Annotated in this window: 15 protein-coding genes and 1 tRNA gene; 3 read left to right on the plus strand and 13 right to left on the minus strand. The window is 69.3% G+C overall.

Annotated features, from left to right (window positions below; all coding sequences use genetic code 11):
• The coding region (locus tag FNH05_RS38020; protein WP_186382521.1) for a hypothetical protein at positions 1 to 1,800 on the minus strand (1,800 nt) is incomplete at its 3' end.
• Positions 1,801 to 1,939: 139 nt separating this feature from the next.
• Positions 1,940 to 2,344, minus strand: coding sequence for a nuclear transport factor 2 family protein (locus tag FNH05_RS13220; protein WP_144587913.1), 405 nt, complete (start codon positions 2,342 to 2,344; stop codon positions 1,940 to 1,942).
• A 72-nt stretch (positions 2,345 to 2,416) separates the two neighbouring features.
• Here FNH05_RS13220 and FNH05_RS13225 point away from each other — a divergent pair, with 72 nt between their 5' ends.
• Positions 2,417 to 3,334, plus strand: coding sequence for a LysR family transcriptional regulator (locus tag FNH05_RS13225; RefSeq protein ID WP_144587915.1), 918 nt, complete (start codon positions 2,417 to 2,419; stop codon positions 3,332 to 3,334).
• Between the two features lie 100 nt (positions 3,335 to 3,434).
• Complete coding sequence (locus FNH05_RS13230; RefSeq protein WP_342781555.1) at positions 3,435 to 5,816, plus strand: endonuclease/exonuclease/phosphatase family protein; 2,382 nt, start codon at positions 3,435 to 3,437, stop codon at positions 5,814 to 5,816.
• An 86-nt stretch (positions 5,817 to 5,902) separates the two neighbouring features.
• On the opposite strand, the gene FNH05_RS13235 is transcribed toward FNH05_RS13230, so the two are convergent.
• Genes FNH05_RS13235 through FNH05_RS13250 form a run of 4 tightly spaced genes read right to left on the minus strand, consistent with a single transcriptional unit; the run spans position 5,903 to position 9,541 of the window.
• Positions 5,903 to 6,247, minus strand: coding sequence for a hypothetical protein (locus FNH05_RS13235; protein WP_144587936.1), 345 nt, complete (start codon positions 6,245 to 6,247; stop codon positions 5,903 to 5,905).
• Positions 6,248 to 6,272: 25 nt separating this feature from the next.
• Positions 6,273 to 9,026 carry an FtsK/SpoIIIE domain-containing protein gene (locus FNH05_RS13240; protein ID WP_144587917.1) on the minus strand — a complete coding sequence of 918 codons (2,754 nt, stop codon included), beginning with the start codon at positions 9,024 to 9,026 and terminating at the stop codon, positions 6,273 to 6,275.
• Positions 9,026 to 9,274, minus strand: coding sequence for a hypothetical protein (locus tag FNH05_RS13245; protein ID WP_144587918.1), 249 nt, complete (start codon positions 9,272 to 9,274; stop codon positions 9,026 to 9,028). Before FNH05_RS13245 ends, FNH05_RS13240 begins: the two co-directional genes overlap by 1 nt.
• A 6-nt stretch (positions 9,275 to 9,280) precedes the next feature.
• Entirely contained in the window at positions 9,281 to 9,541 is a 261-nt protein-coding gene (locus tag FNH05_RS13250) for a hypothetical protein (protein ID WP_144587920.1), read from the minus strand.
• A gap of 265 nt (positions 9,542 to 9,806) precedes the next feature.
• Here FNH05_RS13250 and FNH05_RS13255 point away from each other — a divergent pair, with 265 nt between their 5' ends.
• The gene (locus tag FNH05_RS13255) at positions 9,807 to 10,328 is read left to right on the plus strand and encodes a pyridoxamine 5'-phosphate oxidase family protein (RefSeq protein ID WP_144587922.1); all 522 of its coding nucleotides are present in this window, start codon (positions 9,807 to 9,809) and stop codon (positions 10,326 to 10,328) included.
• Between the two features lie 178 nt (positions 10,329 to 10,506).
• On the opposite strand, the gene FNH05_RS13260 is transcribed toward FNH05_RS13255, so the two are convergent.
• From FNH05_RS13260 to FNH05_RS13290, 7 genes are all read right to left on the minus strand, one after another.
• Positions 10,507 to 10,596 (minus strand) — tRNA-Ser (locus FNH05_RS13260).
• A 44-nt stretch (positions 10,597 to 10,640) separates the two neighbouring features.
• Entirely contained in the window at positions 10,641 to 11,729 is a 1,089-nt protein-coding gene (locus FNH05_RS13265; protein ID WP_246127703.1) for an AI-2E family transporter, read from the minus strand.
• Positions 11,730 to 11,828: 99 nt separating this feature from the next.
• Positions 11,829 to 13,211, minus strand: a complete 1,383-nt coding sequence (locus FNH05_RS13270) for a helix-turn-helix domain-containing protein (protein WP_144587926.1) — start codon at positions 13,209 to 13,211, stop codon at positions 11,829 to 11,831.
• Between the two features lie 272 nt (positions 13,212 to 13,483).
• Complete coding sequence (locus tag FNH05_RS13275; RefSeq protein WP_425458444.1) at positions 13,484 to 14,320, minus strand: IclR family transcriptional regulator; 837 nt, start codon at positions 14,318 to 14,320, stop codon at positions 13,484 to 13,486.
• 192 nt (positions 14,321 to 14,512) lie between these two features.
• Positions 14,513 to 15,160, minus strand: a complete 648-nt coding sequence (locus FNH05_RS13280; RefSeq protein WP_144587928.1) for a hypothetical protein — start codon at positions 15,158 to 15,160, stop codon at positions 14,513 to 14,515.
• 100 nt (positions 15,161 to 15,260) lie between these two features.
• Positions 15,261 to 15,521 carry a winged helix-turn-helix domain-containing protein gene (locus FNH05_RS13285; protein WP_246127704.1) on the minus strand — a complete coding sequence of 87 codons (261 nt, stop codon included), beginning with the start codon at positions 15,519 to 15,521 and terminating at the stop codon, positions 15,261 to 15,263.
• A gap of 445 nt (positions 15,522 to 15,966) precedes the next feature.
• Positions 15,967 to 16,466 (minus strand): GGDEF domain-containing protein (locus FNH05_RS13290; protein ID WP_144587930.1); only part of this gene is annotated, 500 nt, incomplete at its 5' end.

Consider the following 16,466-nt stretch of genomic DNA (forward strand, 5'->3'; position numbering starts at 1 on the left):
GTTCACCGTGAAGGTGTAGTCGCGGCTGCCCTGGGAGAGCGTGCCGTCGGCGGTTTGGGCGAACACGGTGAGGTCGTAGGAGTCGGCGGTGGGCGGAGTGAAGACGAAGGTCGCCGTCCCGTCGGGATTGGCGGGCACACTGATCGGCGGGTCGGAGCTGAAAGGCCAGTTGACGTAGTAGACGTAGCCGGTCACATTCGGCATCCGCGGGGTGAGCGTGAACGTGCCGGGCACTCCCGGGCCGCCACCGCTTCCGTGGTCCGGGTAGACATCGCCCGAAACCAGTGGCGCGTCATTGGCGAAGAACGACCGCGTCGCCACGCCGGATTTGGCCAGGGCCGGGCTGCTGCTCCACACGCTCACGCTGTGGCCGCCGTATTTGGCCGGGGTGACGCTCACCGAAGCGGTGCCGTCCGCCACCGCCGGCACGGTGATCTGCGGACCCGCGTCCAACTGGTAGGTGTAGGAGACGACCCCGGTCACGGTGGGGGAGAAGGAGATCGTGACCGGTGAGCCGAGGCCGGTTTCGTTCGGCACGGTCACCCGGGGTTGGGTGTCCTGTACGTAGAAGGAGTACTGGTGCACCGGTGATCGGTTGCCGGCCGCGTCCGCGCTCTGCACGTACAGTCGGTTGAGGCCCGAGTTCTGGGGTGTGTAGGAGACGGTCGCGTTCCCGCCGGGCTGGTCGGCCGCGACGTAGGTGGTCGCAGCCGTGCTGCCGTAGTAGAAGCCGACCGCGTCGGCGGCGCCGTTGGCGCCGAACGTGAACGAGCCGGATGCTCCGACTCCGAAGTGGAGTGCCCCGTCGTCGGGATAGTTGGGCGAGGTCACCGTCGGCTCGGCTGCGGGGCCGTGGGTGTCCACTGTGTACTGGCAGGGCGCACTCCACGCCGACACGTCGTCGCCGTCGTCGGCCTGCACGGCGAAGTCGTAGACCTGGTTCTCCACCGACAGCGCGTTGGGGAGGGAGACCATCGCTACGGTTCCGTCGGTGACCGCACCACTGTCGACTGTGGTGCGCTGTTCGGGCTGGCCGTCCGGCCACACAGCGAAGTGCGCGCGCAGTCGGTCGGTCGGGTTGGGGTCGGACAGGCGCGCCCTCAGTTCCGGCGAGGTGTTCCTGGCGAAGACCGGGGGTTGGTCGCAGGCCTGGAAGTCGAGGGTCAGCTCCGTGGGGATGCCCGGCGGATTGTTGTAGCGCACGGCTATGCGGAGATCGTTGGCGTAGGCCCGGCCGTACGAGAGGTCGCCCTGCTGGTCTTCGGGGATCAGCAGGGCGAGCGTGATCTTCGTTCGGCCCGCGGCCAGTGCCTGCCGCACCGTGCCCGCCGCGTCCCAGGTGACATAGGGAGAGGGGCAGCCGGGGGTGGCCGTCAGGGCGGGCAGCATCGCCCGCTCCTCGGGTTGGTCGTCCCAGGTGGGCTTTTCGGCGGTGTCGGTCAGCCACAACTGCGTCGCGCGGGGCTGGTCGCAATTGTTCACCCGGTGCTCCGCCACGGATGCGGTGGCGTCGAAGATGCGGGCACCGACCAGTGCGGAAAGGTCCAGGGTGAAATAGGACTTGCTCAGGTGTAGTTTGCCCGAATCATCCCGCCAGGCGCCGACCGGCGCGTCGCCGGTGCCGTCGGCCGTGCTGGTGTGCACCGCACGGGAATCGGTATAGGCCCAGGAAGAAGACAGGATCTCCAGTGGCGAGGTGCCTGCGGAGGCGGGTGGTCCCCCGGCTACGAGAGCCGAGGTGAATAGACCGGCGGCGAGCACCATGCCCGCGATGCGCCGGATGGCGAGCGGAAGTCTCATATCAAGATCCTTTCCTCGCCTTGGCATCGTCCCGGCCTCGTCGGTTGTTAACCGCCCGGCGGGGCGTGACGAAATCTTCACCCGTGGAGAAGGCAAAAATGCCGGTGCTCCGGATAAGAGATCACCGGCACTTCCCGCCTTAGCGAACAGGTTGGTCCAGGAGCCGCTCGACCAGCGCGGTGTCGCAGTGTTCGATGACTTCGGTGATGCGGCCGTCGGCGATCCGGAAGATGTAGCAGTAGGTCTGGTGGTACGGGTCGCCCCGGTGCGTGGTGGCGTACCCCCTGGCCTGGACCACGACGCGGTCGCCGTCGGCGAGGACGAAGTCCGCCTCGCTGCGGTAGCCGGTGAACTGTGCCATCAGGGGACGCAGTAGACCCTTCAGCGCGGTTTCCCTGGGCCCCCAGGTACCCGACCACGACCAGTTTCCGGGAAACACCCAGCGGAAGTCCTCCGCCATCGCGTCGCTCAGTGCCCGGGTGTTGCCCGCCGCCATCTGCTCGAAAATGTCCGTGACGAGTTTCCGGTTCTCCTCTGTGCTCATGGGAAAAACGGTAGGTGCGTCCACAGGTATCACACAAACGAAAGTCTTCGATGTCTGGTATCAGTGTTTCGCATGAGTGAGTTCACCGTCGCCGGACTGCGCGTGGTTCGCGAAGCCGCTCGCCACGGCTCGTTCTCCGTCGCGGGCGAGCGGCTCGGCTACACGCAGTCCGCCGTGTCCCGCCAGATCGCGCTGATGGAGCAGGCCGCGGGACGTCCGCTGTTCGAGCGCCAGGCCCGCGGTGTGCGGCTCACGGAGGCGGGCCGAGTGGTGCTGCGGCATGCCGAGGCGGTACTGGGTGAGCTCGACTCGGTCCGCCAGGAGCTCGAAGAGCTGACCGTCCGGCCACCGGTCCGCCTGCGCGTTGGCGCCTTCTCCACCGCGATGGCGGCCCTGGTCCCTCGGGCGATCGCGGCGCTCGTCGCGGCCCGGCCGCAGGTCGCGGTGTCGCTGCGCGAGGGGCCCAGCGGACGGCTGCTGACGTCGGTGGCACGGGGAAGGCTGGACCTGGCGGTGGTGACTGCGCCCCGGCAGGCTCCGGCAGGGGTCGAGATCATCCCCGTCCTGGAGGACCCGCTGTTCGTCGCGATGTCGTCAAGGCATCCGCTGGCCGATCTCCCCTCCGCCGCCGTCGGCATGCTCCGCGAGCAACGCTGGATCGTGGGGAGCGCCGAGCCGGGTACGACGCTGCTCGGTGCCTGGAGTGACGTTTCCTGGGAGCCGGAAATCGCCTTCGTGGCAAAGGACTGGGTCGCCAAGCTGGGGTTCGTGGCCGCCGGGCTGGGCGTCACGGTGGTTCCCGGGCTGATCGTGCCGGTGCTTCCGCCGGACATCGCCGTCGTTCGCATCGACAACCCGGCCGCGGTCCGGACCACGGCGATCGCCCGTCCCGGCGATCGTCCGCAGGACGAGCCGCGCCGGGAGTTCGGCGAACTGCTCCGCGACATGTCGGCAGAGCTGGCCGCCGACCTGCGGCGCAGGCTCCGCTGAAAGGCGCAACCGTTACCTGTTGTTACGGCGGAATCTTCCCCTGCCTCACGCTTTCAGGGGAGGATGCCCCGGGCAGAGAACACGACTTAGGGGACGAACCGTGACTTCGAGTCGCAGAATCGGCGCGCTCATCCTCGGCACGATCGCCGGACTGAGCTTCGCCGCACCCGTGTCGGCCACGCCGGGCACCCAGGCGCTGATCGGCGAGGTCTACGGCGGCGGTGGCAACACCGGCGCGACGCTGACCAGTGACTTCATCGAGTTGACCAACGTGGGCGCCACCGCTGCCGGACTGGACGGCTGGAGCGTGCAGTACCTGACCACGTCACCGGGTTCCGGCAGCAAGTGGCAGGTGACGCCGCTGTCCGGCGCCATCGCGCCCGGCGGCCGCTACCTGGTGGCCGAAGCCGCCGGAGCCGGTGGCACCGTGCCGCTGCCGACCGCGGATGCCACCGGCGGGATCGCGATGGCGGCGGGCTCCGGAACGGTGGCACTGGTCCGCACCACGACGGTGCTGACCTGTCTGACGGCCGCCGACTGCGCCGCCGATCCGTCGATCGCGGACCTGGTCGGCTACGGCTCGGCCGCGGTACGCGAGACCGCACCCGCGCCGGCCGCGAGCAACACCACCTCGGTCTCCCGCACCGGCGCAGACACCGACGACAACTCGGCGGACTTCACCGCGGGCGTGCCCACCCCGACCAACGGCAAGGGGGAGACCGCGGGCGGGGCCACGCCGCCGACGCAGGCGCACATCCACGACATCCAGGGCACGACCCGGATCTCGCCGCTGAAGGGCAGGAAGGTCGCGGGGGTCACCGGTATCGTCACCGCGCTGCGCACCTTCGGTTCGTCCCGCGGGTTCTGGATGACCGATCCGCGCCCCGACAACGACCCGCGCACCAGTGAAGGCCTCTTCGTCTTCACCGGCGCCACCACGCCCAAGGTCTCGGTGGGGGACGCGATCACCGCGAGCGGCCTGGTGAGCGAGTACTACCAGGATGATCCGAACAACTCGGTCCACCAGTCCACCACGGAGCTCACGAATCCAGAGTGGACCGTGGACTCGAGCGGTAACCCGCTTCCGGCCCCGGCGGTGATCGCGCCGGACACCGTTCCGGACGCCCTCGCACCGCAGCCGGGCGGGAACATCGAGGGGCTCCCGCTGGAGCCCGCGCGGTACGCGCTGGACTTCTGGGAGGCGCACGAGGGTGAAGAGGTCACCATCGGCGACGCCCGTGTGGTGGGGCCGACCACGGCGTACGGCGAGCTCTACGTCACCACCAAGCCGGACCAGCGTGCCACCGGGCGCGGCGGCACCGTCTACCTGGGATACGACCAGGCGAACACCGGCGTGCTCAAGGTGGAATCGCTGATCCCGTTCGCCCAGCGGCCGTTCCCGGCCGCCGACACCGGCGACACGCTGGCCGGGATCACCACCGGGCCCGTCGAGTACGACAGGTACGGCGGTTACACGCTGATGGCCGCGGTGCTGGGCGAGGTCAAGAGCGGTGGCATCCGGCGCGAGGTCACCCGGCGGCAGCGTCCGGACGAGCTCGCGGTCGCCACCTACAACGTGGAGAACCTGTCCTTTATGGACGATCAAGACAAGTTCGACAGGCTGGCGCACGGCATCGTGGGCAACCTGGCCTCGCCGGACATCGTGACCCTGGAGGAGATCCAGGACAACAACGGCGCCACCGGCAAGGGCGACGGTGTGGTGGCCGCGGACCAGACCCTGCAACGGTTCGTGGACGCGATCGCCGCCGCGGGCGGACCGCGCTATTCCTGGCGCGAGATCGACCCGCAGGATCTCACCGACGGCGGCCAGCCGGGCGGTAACATCCGCGTCGGGTTCCTGTTCAACCCGGCCCGGGTGTCCTTTGTAGATCGCCCGGGCGGCGACGCGACCACCGCGGTGTCCGTGGTCCGCGACCACGGACGCGTTCACCTCTCGGTCTCGCCGGGCCGGGTCGACCCGGGTAACGAGGCCTGGACGGACAGCCGGAAGCCACTGGCGGGCGAGTTCGTCTTCCACGGCCGGAGGGTGTTCGTCATCGCCAACCACTTCAACTCCAAGGGTGGTGACCAGCCGGTCCACGGCCGGTACCAGCCGCCCACGCGGAGCTCCGAGGTGCAGCGGGAGAAGCAGGCGCACGTCCTGCGCGGCTTTGTCGACCAGCTCCTCGCCGCGGACCGGGACGCGAACGTGGTGGTCGCCGGTGACCTCAACGACTACCAGTTCTCGCCGGCGGTCCTGGCGCTGACCGAGCGCGGTGCCCTCACCGACCTGATCGCCACCCTGCCGCCGTCGGAGCGTTACAGCTACGTCTACGAGGGCAACTCGCAGGTGCTCGACCACATCCTCGTCTCGGCGGCGCCTCGCCGGGTCGACTACGACGTGGTGCACATCAACGCCGAGTTCGCCGACCAGGCCAGCGATCACGACCCGCAGATCGTGCGGTTCCGCCCCGGCCACTGAACTGCCGTGGCCACTCCGGCGTTTTCCGTGAGGGGTCCCCTCACAGTCGATTCGACCGTGAGGGGACCCCTCACGGCCCCGGCGTCTCAGTGGCGGGAGCGCCAGCCGAGGGAAAGTACGGCGTCGACCAGTTCCTGGTACAGCGGTTTCACCTCGTTGAGGTAGCGGTCCAGCATGGAACCGCGGGCCTGGAGGTCGGGCGCGGGGCCGTCGGCCAGTTCGAGCCAGGACAGGCGCGAAACGTTGTCCTCGGCCATCCGCCACCAGTGGCGCACGGCCTGTGCCGTGCGCTGCTCCTTCTCCTTGGCCTCCGCGAGGGCCGCCTGCGCCGCGGCGATCTCGGTTTCGAGTTCCTTGGCACGGTGCAGTTCCCAGGCACGCAGGTCTTCACCGGCCTTCGAAGCGATCCCCACGATCGCCTTGTAGCGCATGGCCGCGGACTCCACCCGTCCTCCTCTAGTCGCCGACGCGCCGGAACTTGCCGATGCCCTCTTCCGGCCGGTCGAAGGGAATCATCACCTCGGGCGAGACATGCGTGCTGCGGTCGAAGAACAGCGCGCGACCCGGCCGCGGCGACCAGTGCACCACCTGGCCGGCCGCGAACTGGCTCAGTTCCGCACCCTGCACGTCCAGCGCCGCCCACGCGCCGATGTCGTCGGTGCCGCCGAAACCGAGCGTGTCCTTGAGACGGGCTGTGCTGCGCCACCAGCCGAGGGTGTGCACTCCCTTGATCGGTCCCTGCTTGAGCACGGTGCGGAAGTGGTCCAGTCCGCTCTTGAGCTCGCCCGGCTGTTTGGTCTCCAGCGTCGGCAGGGCCGCGTCCACGCCGTAGAGCAGCAGCATCCGCGTCCGGGAGCTCGTTTCCTCGGCCAGAGCACGCATCCGGCCGCCGAGTTCGTCCTCGGGGATCTGATCCACCGGATGGCCGTCGGCCTTGAGGATCTCGGCCAGCTGGTCCACCGCCGGGGCGCAGCGGTCGACCAGGCAGCAGAGCAGGAACTCGACCTCGCCGGGCACGAACTGACGGGCCAGCGAGCGCGCCCCGGCGTCCATGATGGACAGTGCCTCGGCGATGGCGGTGCCGAGCACCGCCAGGTTGCGGCCCGGCGCGGCGGACAGCTCCACCGCGCACGCCACGTCGTCCACGTCGATCGACTGCCCCAGCAGTGCCTGCGGCCTGCCGCCGGGGGAGAGCGTGCCGAACGCCGGGAGGTGTTCGAGCAGCGGCGAATGGGCCCCGTCGAACAGCCGGGGGCGGTGGTGTTCGTCGGCGTAGAGCTCCCACAGCTTCCGTTGCAGGGACGCGAAGATGTCCCTGCCGCTGGCATCGGGCACGTGGGCGAGCTGGTTGCCGTGGGAGACACCGGAGTCGTGGTTGATCACCGCATGCCATTTGGGCGCGGCGATGGCCGCGTTGTTCGTTTCCGCGAGTACCCGCCGCGCCTTGGGCATCGCGATGCGGAGCGTGCACTGCTCGAACACGGCGGGCTTGCCCCAGAAGGCGTCGATTCCGGCGATGTCCTGGCTGGCGAGGATCAGGTGGATGCCCTGGGCACGGCCACGGCGGGCGATGTCCTCGAGCAGCGCCGTGGCCTGGCCGGTCACCGCGTCGCGACCGGCGAACAGGTACTGGAATTCGTCGATCACCGCCACGATCCGCGGCCAGTGCCCATCCGGATCCTGCTGGCGCAGTGCCGCCAGGTCGGTCACCTCGTGTTCCTTGGCCGCGGCGGAGCGGCGGCGCAGCTCGTCGGCGAGGAACCGGAGCAGCGCCAGACCGAACTCGCGGTCGGTGTTGACGTTGACCCCGATCAGGCGGGCGTGCGGCAGCCAACTGGCATCCCGGCGGCCCGGGGCCAGTCCGGCGAACGACACGCCTTCCTTGAAGTCGAGGAGGTACAGCGCGAGCTCGTTCGGTGGGTAGCGCGCGGCGAGGCTGCCGAGCAGTGCGTACAGGAAGTTCGTCTTCCCCGATCCGCTCGGGCCGCCGATCAGCGCGTGCGGACTGCCGTCGCCGATCACGACCTCGACCGGATCGCCCTCGTGGAACCCGACCGGCGCACGCAGCTCACGGGCCGAGTTTTCCTGTCCCAGCTCGGTGGGCAGCAGATCGGCGAACGAGCGGGGGCCGCCCTGCCGGGCGATCAGCGCGTCGGCGAGCCTGCCCGCCGCCCCCATAACCTCGGTGGCCGGGATCGGGGTGTCCAGATCGACCACGATGTCGGCGCCGGTCATGCTGGTGACCGCGTGGTGTTCGTCGAGAAGGCGGATGTTCTCCACCCCGCCGCCGAGGATGGTGGGCAGGTCGATCGCGATCAGTGAGATGCCCGCCGCGAGCGCGCCTCCGGCGATCCGTTTGAGCGCGCGCAACGGCTCGGGCGCCCAGTTCTCGCCGTTGCCGAAGAGCACCACGATGCGCCAGGGTTCGGTGCGCTGGCCCAGCGCTTCCCGCATGTCGCGCAGCGAATGGTGACCGGACTGCATGGTCTGGGCGTGCACGCGCCGGATGTGCCCGGCGAGCTCGTCGAGCAGGTCTTCGAGCCGGGTGGGGTCGTAGGTGGTGATCGCACTGGTCCGGCTCAGCGGGTAGAGATTCGGCAGCACCGCGGTGAGCTGCCCGACGTCCCACAGGTGGATGCGCACCGCGCCCGGTTCCATGCTGCTCAGCACGCGCAGGATCAGGCCCTCGACCAGTGCGTCGATCGCGGCGCGGGTCCTTGGGGCCGAGGTGATGGCGAGGTGTGATTCGTCCAGCAGCGGCACGGCCACCGGAAACGGGCCGCTGGGGTCTACTGTGGACGATCCGATCCGCCACAGGGGCGGCGGGGTGAGCGTGACCGTGCCGGTGCGGCCGAGCCATTCGCTCGGCGGTCGCGTGGCCGGGCCCGTGGCGAGCTGGTCGACCAGTTCCCGGAGTCGGCCCGGCACGGTGCCCGCATCGGCGTAGAAGGCTTCGTGCACGGCGTTGAGCTGGTCGCGCACGCCCGCCATCTCGGGATGGCGCAAGGCTTCCGCGAGGCCTTCGTCGCCGGCCGCCTTGCCGATGCCCGCGCGCAGGATCTGCTGTTCGAGTTCCAGGCGCGCCAGTTGCGTCTCCGCCGACCGGCGCGCCGCCTCGGCGGCTCCGAGTGCGAGGCCGAGCTGCTGGCGTATGGCGCCGAGCGCGGTCAGCACACGGCCGCGCTGGGCACCGGACCTGGCGAACTTCATTACAGTTGTGCCTGATAAGCGCTCATCAGGCGGTCCACCGCGGCGAGCCGGTCCGCGTCCTGGCGGAGCCGGTCGTGGGCGGCGGCGAGCTCGGGCGGAAGCCATGGCTTCGCCTGATCAAAGGCCGAGACGATCGTTTCACGTGCCTCATCCAGCAACTCCACCGCGCGGTTGGTGTGTTCCATGGCTTCAGCTAGTTTCGCACGGAATGCGCCCAGTTGCTCCTGCAGTTCGGAGAGCGAGAACATTCCGGGCTACAACTGCTGCGCGTAGGACTCGGCCGAGTCGATCGCGGCGGTGATCGTGCCCTGCTGGCTGTTGACCCCGTCCCTGGCCTGGTTGAGCAGGCCGGTCGCCTCGTTCACCGCGGCGTGGTTGCTGCCGCTGGTCACCTGGGCGAGTATCTGTTGCGCCTGCTCCAGGTCCTGCGCGGCCTGTTGCAGCGCGGCGAGGCTGGCGTTGCACTTTTCCTTCGCCGCCTGGATACCAGCACGGATATCGTCCACTCCGGCCATCGGCGCGGGCTCTCCTTGGTTGAGTCGATCTTGGGACGCCGCAACGACGCGACACCATAAAACTATCGGTAGAGCCGTGACACGGTAGAGGCCGGTGGCGCCCCCGAACGGGTGAGCGCATCTGGGCTGTTCAGGGGTTCGACGGGGTGCGTTCGGGCTCCCCCGCCCCGGGGGTGGCCGTCAGGACCCCTTTTCTGAAGGCGCTTTCACGACCGATGCGCGCGGGCTCCGATGAGTTCGGTGCTCGTCCCCGGTCTGTTCGTGCATGACCGATCTGCTGCCTTCCGAGACCAAGAACCTGGACCGCTACGGCTCCGCGGAGCTGGACTGGAACCGCGCCCGCGAGGCGATGGCGCACGGGCCGACACCGGAGGTCACGTACTTCCTTGGCACCTGCCGCCCGGACGGCACCCCGCACGCCGCCGGGATCGGCGCGCAGTGGCTGGACGGAGACCTGTACTTCACCAGCAACCCCGCCGCCCGCAAGGCGCGCGACCTCGCGGTCAACCCGGTCTGCACGATCTCGGTGCGACTGCCGGGCATCGACCTGGTGCTGGACGGCACGGCGGAGCGGGTGAGCGATCCCGGCACGCTCGCGAAAGTCGCGGCGGGGTACCGGGCGGGCGGATGGCCCGCCGAGGTCCTGGGGGATGCCCTGACCGCGCCGTTCAGCGCCCCGAGCGCCGGAGCGCCGCCGTGGCGGGTGTACCGGTTCACCTTCCACACCGCGGTGGGCGTTGCGACCACCGAGCCGTACGGCGCCACCCGCTGGCGGTTCGACCGCTGAAGCCGGGAGACGGAACTCGGCACGAGTGCCCTGCGGCTCGGACCCCGGCGGCCCAACTCCCGAGCAGGCGGCGGTCATGCGATGCCGCGTCCTGGTGCAACTGCAACCCGAACTGCACCCAACGACAGAAACGCCGGTCACCCCCGCAGTGAGGTGACCGGCGTTTCGCCTGTTCGGCTGGCGGAGGATACGGGATTCGAACCCGTGAGGGCTGTTACACCCAACACGATTTCCAATCGTGCGCCTTAGGCCGCTCGGCCAATCCTCCGTGGAAGAGGGTACAGGAGGCCCCTCGGGCCCAGCGGTACCGGGTCACGCCCGGTCGAGGCGGGGGAAGGTGACCTCGCGCAGGATCAGCAGGACCGCCGCCGCGACCGGGATCGCGACCAGTGCCCCGATGACGCCGAGCAGCACCCCGCCGAGCAGCACGGCGACCACGGTCACGATCGGGGGCACCCTGACCACCCGGCCGATGATCCTCGGGACCAGCAGGTAGTCCTCGATGACGCGGTAGGCGACGAAGAAGCAGGCCGTGGCGATGAACACCGGGACCGACACGGTCAGTGCCACCAGGCTGATGATGATCCCGGCGAGGGTGGACCCGATGATCGGGATGAGGTCCAGCAGGGCGAGCAGGATCGCCAGCAACACCGGGTAGGGCACGCCGAGGCTGATGAACCAGATGAACGAGGCCACCGCGGCGATCACCGAGATGACCAGGTTGCCCAGCACGTACCAGCCGACCTTCGCGAAGATCTCGTCGCCGATCAGGATCGCGCGAGGCCGCCGCGAGTGTGGGACGAACCGGAAGGTCGCCGCGCGGATGCGCGGGAAGTTCGCCAGGAAGTACACGCTGAGCACCAGCACGATGATGGTGTTCCCGAGCGCCCCGAGCACCGCCTTGCCGCTGCCCAGCAGCCCGTTGACCAGGCTCGGGTTGTTCATCAGCGACCGGGCGCGGTCCTCGATGTGGTACTGGTCGTTGAGCCTGCCGAGGTAGGAGCTGTGGTCGCCGAGCCTGCGGAGGAACTCCGGTACCTCCGCGACGAACCGGATGGTCTGGTCGACCAGCGGCGGGATCAGCGCGGCGAAGAACCCGGCGAGCGCCAGCAGCACGAAGAGCACCACCGTGGTCACCGCGAGTACCCGGGGTACGCGGTGCTGCACCAGCCAGCCCACCACCGGCTCCAGGCCCACCGCGACGAAGAACGCCAGACCGATCAGGACGAGGGTGCCGCCGACGGTGAGCAGCAGCCAGACGACCCCGGCCGTGACCGCCATACCGCCCGCGACCGCCATTCCGCTGAAGAACGGCGAACGCCGGTTGAACGGCCGTCCCGGTGGGCCGAGCGGCCGCTCCGGGCTGCGGATCTCCTCGGCGACGGACTCCGCCTCCGCCACCGGATCATCGTGGCCACTCCGTGCCCGGGACATGGGGACCGGCTACCCGGGCGGGTCATGACCGAAACCGCACCGGGTTGCGACTGTCTACATTGGATGTCAGTGGAACAGGCCCAGCTTCGGCATGGTCTCGGCCGCCGATTCGAGCAGCGAGCGCACCGTCCTGGCGTAGGTGGCGGCCTCGACGGGCAGCACGTGGCTGTCGCGGCTCGTCGGCGCTTCGAGTTCGCTCGCACGCTCCCGCAGCAGCTCGATCTGCGAGAACTGGTGCCCGAACTGCGCGCTCACGGCCACGCCGATCACCTGCCCCGAAGCCGCGGCCGCCCTGCGCAGCCCCTGGCAGGCCAGCAGCGCCGAGCCGATCAGCTGACCGGCGTGCGCGAGCAGCACGAGGGCCGAGTCCGGCGACGCCTCCGCCAGGTGTTCCGCCGCCATCCGGTGCTTTCCCGCCAGCTGCAGGAACGGCTCGCCGTTCGCGGCGGGCCCACTGGCCAGCTCCAGTTGCCCGGTCACCAGCAAGCGCCGGATCATCTCGTCGCCGCCGAGTTCCACCCCGGCCGTCTGCGGGGCCATCCGCGGCTTCACCGGTGCCACCTCCACCACGGGATGCCCGGCCCGCTGCTGGGGTACCCGGCTGGTGTCGAGTTCGGGGCGCAGTGGCGTCACGGAGAAGTGCACGGGGCGGGCGAGCCGCTGCTCCGAACGCCGGACCGCGATGCTCAGTGCCCGCGAATCCAGCGCACGGCCCGGTGCGGTCGCGATCAGCAGTTCGATGGTCCGCGGCGGGGGCCCGGGGATTCCGGCGAACCGGTCCGCCCAGACCCCGCCGAGGACGATCCTCGCCACGCCCGGAACGGCGCCGAACTCCTCACCGATCACCTGGGGAACGCCGTAGGTCAGCCGCATCAGCTCGGTCAGCGGCCGGAGGAGAGGCCCGGCCGTGGCAGACGCCCGGATCAGCCGGATCGTGCCCTCGCGCCTGCTGGTCAACAGCCCGGACTGTTCGAGCAGCTTGTTCTCCTTGTCGACCGAGGCCAGCGAGCCGCCCGCCTGCTCGGCGAGTTCGGTCAGGCTGTACGAGCGCTCGGGATTGAGCAAGGTCGCGGCCAGAATGCCTGCCTGTACCCGCGACCGGAACACGGGCAGCAGCGCGGGCGTGCCCTGGGCCCGCCGCGCGGGCCCCGGCTTCGCGGGCGCGTTCTTCGTCACCACCGCGTGCCCGAGCCTGCTGCGCCGCCGTGCCGCCGCAGCGGCGAGATCGAGCCGCTCCTGCGGGACCTTCAGTACCACCGACAGCCACTGCCGCGTGCCGGAACGCGGGATCTGGTGGCCGCGTTCCCAGCGGGCCACCAGATCCCGGGTGATGGTCGGCCGCCCCGAAACGGTCGCGAGTTCCCGGGCCAGCGCGTACTGGCTGAGCCGGCGCTGCCGCCGGGCATCGCGGATCACCTGTGAGATCGGTTGATCGAAGTCGACATCCATGATCGCCTCTTTCGCCCCTGCGATTCGACGCTAACCCCGTTTCCGACGGGTCGGCTGTCCGGTTCGCGCACGTCTTTGGCGATTTCACGCACGGATGCGGCCATCCGGATGAATTACCCGGGACGAGGTTCGTGGAGGGCGTCTGAAAGCGTGATCAGGCCGATGGTAAACCGTTGAACTGCGCGAATTGTCGTGCAACGCCGTGAAGGCCGCCCTTGCGCGGTGAGCGCGAAGAGCGGCCTTCAGGAGGTTCGGGAGATACCGGGAATTCGTTAGCCACGCGAACCGATGCGCTGCTGCGGTACCGGATTCGTGCTCAGCTCCGCGGCGGCGCCCAGCAGCGTCTTCGCCGCCTTCTTGATGTCCTGCAGAGTGAAGCGGGATGACGGCCCGCTCAGGCTGATCGCGGCGGGCAACTGGGTGCCGAGCAGCGGGACGGCCACGCAGCGGCCGTCGGCCTCGTTCTCCCGATCGTCCATCGCGTACCCGACCCGGCGGACCTTGGTGAGTTCGGCGAGGAACGCGTCCACCGTCCCGATCGTGTTGGCGGTGCGTTTCGGCAGCCCGGTTTCGGCCAGCAGCTCCCGCACCCGGTCGGGCGGGAGCTGGGCCGCGATCGCCTTGCCGAGGGCGGTGCAGTGCAGGGGTTCCCGGTGGCCGCGGGAGGCGGCCAGCCGAACGCCGCGGCGGCTTTCCACGATATCCAGATAGATGATGTGGCTGCCGTCGAGCAGCGCCAGGTTCGCCGTCTCGCCGAAGGTGTCGCGCAGGTGCTCCAGCGAGGGGCGGGCCCGCTCGCGGAGGATCTCCAGGTGCCGTGACTGCATGCCCACGAAACCGAGGCCGAGCCGGAACAGGGTGCCGTCCTCGTCGCGTTCGACGTATCGGTGGTTTTCCAGTGTCCACAAGTAGCGGAATGCCGAGGACTTCGGCAGCCCGGTGGTCTGGGCCACCTCGTTCAGGGTGATGCCGTCGATCGACTCCTGGAGCAGGTTCAGGATCAGGCAGACCCGCTCCACCGCGCGCACGGAATAATCGCGCTCGTCCTCGGCTGTCTCGACTTTCCGCGGAGCAAGGCTTTCGGATTCCTGCTTACGGCGGCGTCCCACGGTGCTACCTCATTTCGAGAGTCAACGTTGGCGTTTCAGATGTTACCGATGTTGGAACCGGCATGTCAGGGGGCCAGCAGCGCGGAATTCTTCGCGGGAATTGCGCGCGCGGTACGGAACTAATCGTTGTTCGGAACCGCTGTCGGAGTGAATGCTGCGACCGGACCCCGCGGTGTCCGAAATGGATAAGGGTCAGCGGCCGTTGCGGCCCGGCCACCACTGTGCCAACAAGTCCATCCTGGCGTCCAGCAGCGCCGGTTCGTGGAGGTCGATCACGTGCACACCGCGCCAGCGCCGGAAGCCGATCCGCTCCAGCATCACCCCGGCACGGACGCTCGCGAGTTCGGCCGCCATCCGGTCGCCCTCGGCGGGGAAGTCGAGCGGGGAGACGCGGCAGGCGCCGAGCCGGGCCTGCGGGGCGAGGATCCGCAACGTGCCGGCGATCAGCGCGCCGCCCAGTCCGTGTCCTCGCCATGGCACGGCCAGTTCGACGCGCCGCACGATGACCATTCTCGGCGGACCCGGGGTGATCTCGGCGTCGAGTTCCGGATGCAGCCTGCCGTGGTCGGGGTCGATCACGGTCTCCGTGATGAACTCGACCGCCCACTCGCCGAGCGCGCCCGCGTCCAGCACGTTGCGCTCCCTGGTGAGGTCGGCGAGGAGAAGCCCGATGTCCCCGACGTGACGTGCCGGTGCCGGGCAGCGTTCCCGGTCCGGCACGTCCGCCGAAACGGCCCACAGTTCGGGCTGCTCGTCCTCGTCGTCGATGCGCCACCAGAATCTTCGATGGGAAAGGGTGAGCTCGATCGACAGCGGATTCGCCGGCAGTTCGGAAACCATCTGCGCTCCTCGCTCGCCGTCCTGGCCAATCCGGTTGCCACCGAATTGCTCCGGCATCCTTCACTCGAATGCGTGAAGCCTTTCCCGGCGAGGCTTCGACTCAGGGGACTTTATCACGGTTATCCGCGATGTAAGTTCCTTTCGACTTGATGGTGACGACGAGTCCGATGCGGCGCAGCAGGCGCGTCGCATGCCGTGCTGTGCCAAGGGATACGCCGTACTCGTCGGCCAGCCTGCGTTCGGAGGGCAGCGGGGTGTTGGGGGCCAGTTCGCCCGCTCGAATTCGAGCGGCGAGGTGGTCGGCCATCATCTCGTAGACATAGCCCGGGGTATCGCCCGGGTTGAATTCAGGGACGCTCACGGGGCGACCGTAGAACCGCGATGAACTGTCTATAACTCGCGGGTGTGCCGATCAGCGGTTCACTCGGGGGACGCGCGGTGCGGTGCGACAATGCGCTCGCTGCCACTGTATTTGCTCCCACACTCTAGCGGTCCGGAATTGCGAGTTCACGCCGGGCGCCCGACCGGGTGGCCACTTTCCCCGCATCGGGGGGCGCGGCCGTGGTGCCTCGTGCCGGGTAGTGCGGTGAAGGGGCCCTTCGCGGGCAGCGCCGGACGGCGAGGGGCCAACAGAATGCGCTCCCATGAAAAGCTATGCAGCGACGCGCGCGTCCCGTATGCTCAAACGTGAAGGAAGATGAAAGAGCCTTCATGTTAGACCTGCCGGTCGCCCAGCCCTCCCCCTTGGGGCGTCACGGTAGCGGGCCCCGGCGCCCCGCCCCCTGGCGCCGGGGCCCATCCGGCCGTCAGTTCGCGAGTGCCTGCCCGCGTAGGATCTCCACCCGGTCCGAGCCCGGCCAGGCGTTCACCCAGCTCGATCCGGCCACCTCCTTGGCCTGCTTCTTCACCGGCGCCAACCGGCGGGACACCTCGGGGTAGGACCACCCGTCCTGGCCGCCGCACACGACCGTGGCCAGTGAGACGGTCACCGGGAGGTCGCCCGCGGACCAGGTCACGTCCAGCAGTGCGTCGGCGATCGTGGTGATCTCCTCGACGTCGCAGGAGAACAGGAAGTCGTCGCCGCCGACGTGGCCGACCGTCGTCCCGGGAAGCTTCGAACTCAGCTCACCCAGCGCCCGCCCGACCGACCGGATCAGCTCGTCGCCCGCGGCGAAGCCCGCGGTGTCGTTGATCTTTTTGAACGAGTCGATGTCCAGCCAGGCGACCACGGTGGGGCGCCCGGCCTCGAACCGGCGGGTGACCTCCTTCGCCACCGTGTCGCTGCCGGGCAGCCGGGTGAGCGGGT

It is taken from the genome of Amycolatopsis rhizosphaerae (assembly GCF_007713715.1).
GTDB lineage: Bacteria > Actinomycetota > Actinomycetes > Mycobacteriales > Pseudonocardiaceae > Amycolatopsis_E > Amycolatopsis_E rhizosphaerae.